The organism is Arthrobacter sp. GMC3 (assembly GCF_002929305.1).
Classification (GTDB): Bacteria; Actinomycetota; Actinomycetes; order Actinomycetales; family Micrococcaceae; genus Specibacter.
Window position 1 is genome coordinate 1 of sequence record NZ_PJIO01000157.1, and the last position, 529, is coordinate 529.

Annotated in this window: 1 protein-coding gene; it reads left to right on the plus strand. The window is 27.4% G+C overall.

Annotated elements, in window-relative coordinates:
- On the plus strand, window positions 1–529 hold a 529-nt coding region (locus CXQ94_RS21965), incomplete at both ends, for a CDP-glycerol glycerophosphotransferase family protein (protein WP_181034381.1).

Below are 529 nucleotides of genomic sequence, written 5' to 3' on the forward strand. Positions count from 1 at the left end.
GAAAAAAAATAAAAAAATATTTTGGGTTACAAAAGATCTAAAAATATATCATGCACTATCCAAAAATGAGAAAACGAAAGATAGAGTGATTTATTTCTATTCGCTGAAAAGTATACTATTTATTGCGCGCGCAAAAGTTTTTATTTGCAGTCATGGTGTCAATGATATAACACCATATGTTTGTAAAAATAGAAAATTGATATGTTTGTGGCATGGTTTGCCTATAAAAAAAATAGGTGATTTAACACTAAGTTCATATGGAAAAGATAATCCTCTTGAACGGGGCATAAAACATGTGATTAATTCAAAAAAAGAGTATGATGTATTTCTAAGTCCATCTCTTTATTATAAAGAAATATTTGAAAAATCTTTTGAAGGTAAAATATCTGAATTTATATATGCACAATATCCTCGTGTAACAGAGCTCAAAAATAAATCGAATGATATCGCTGATAATAGTGATATAAAGACAATTTTATATGCACCAACATTTAGAGATTTTGTCGCCCCTTCTTATTATGAAATAAAT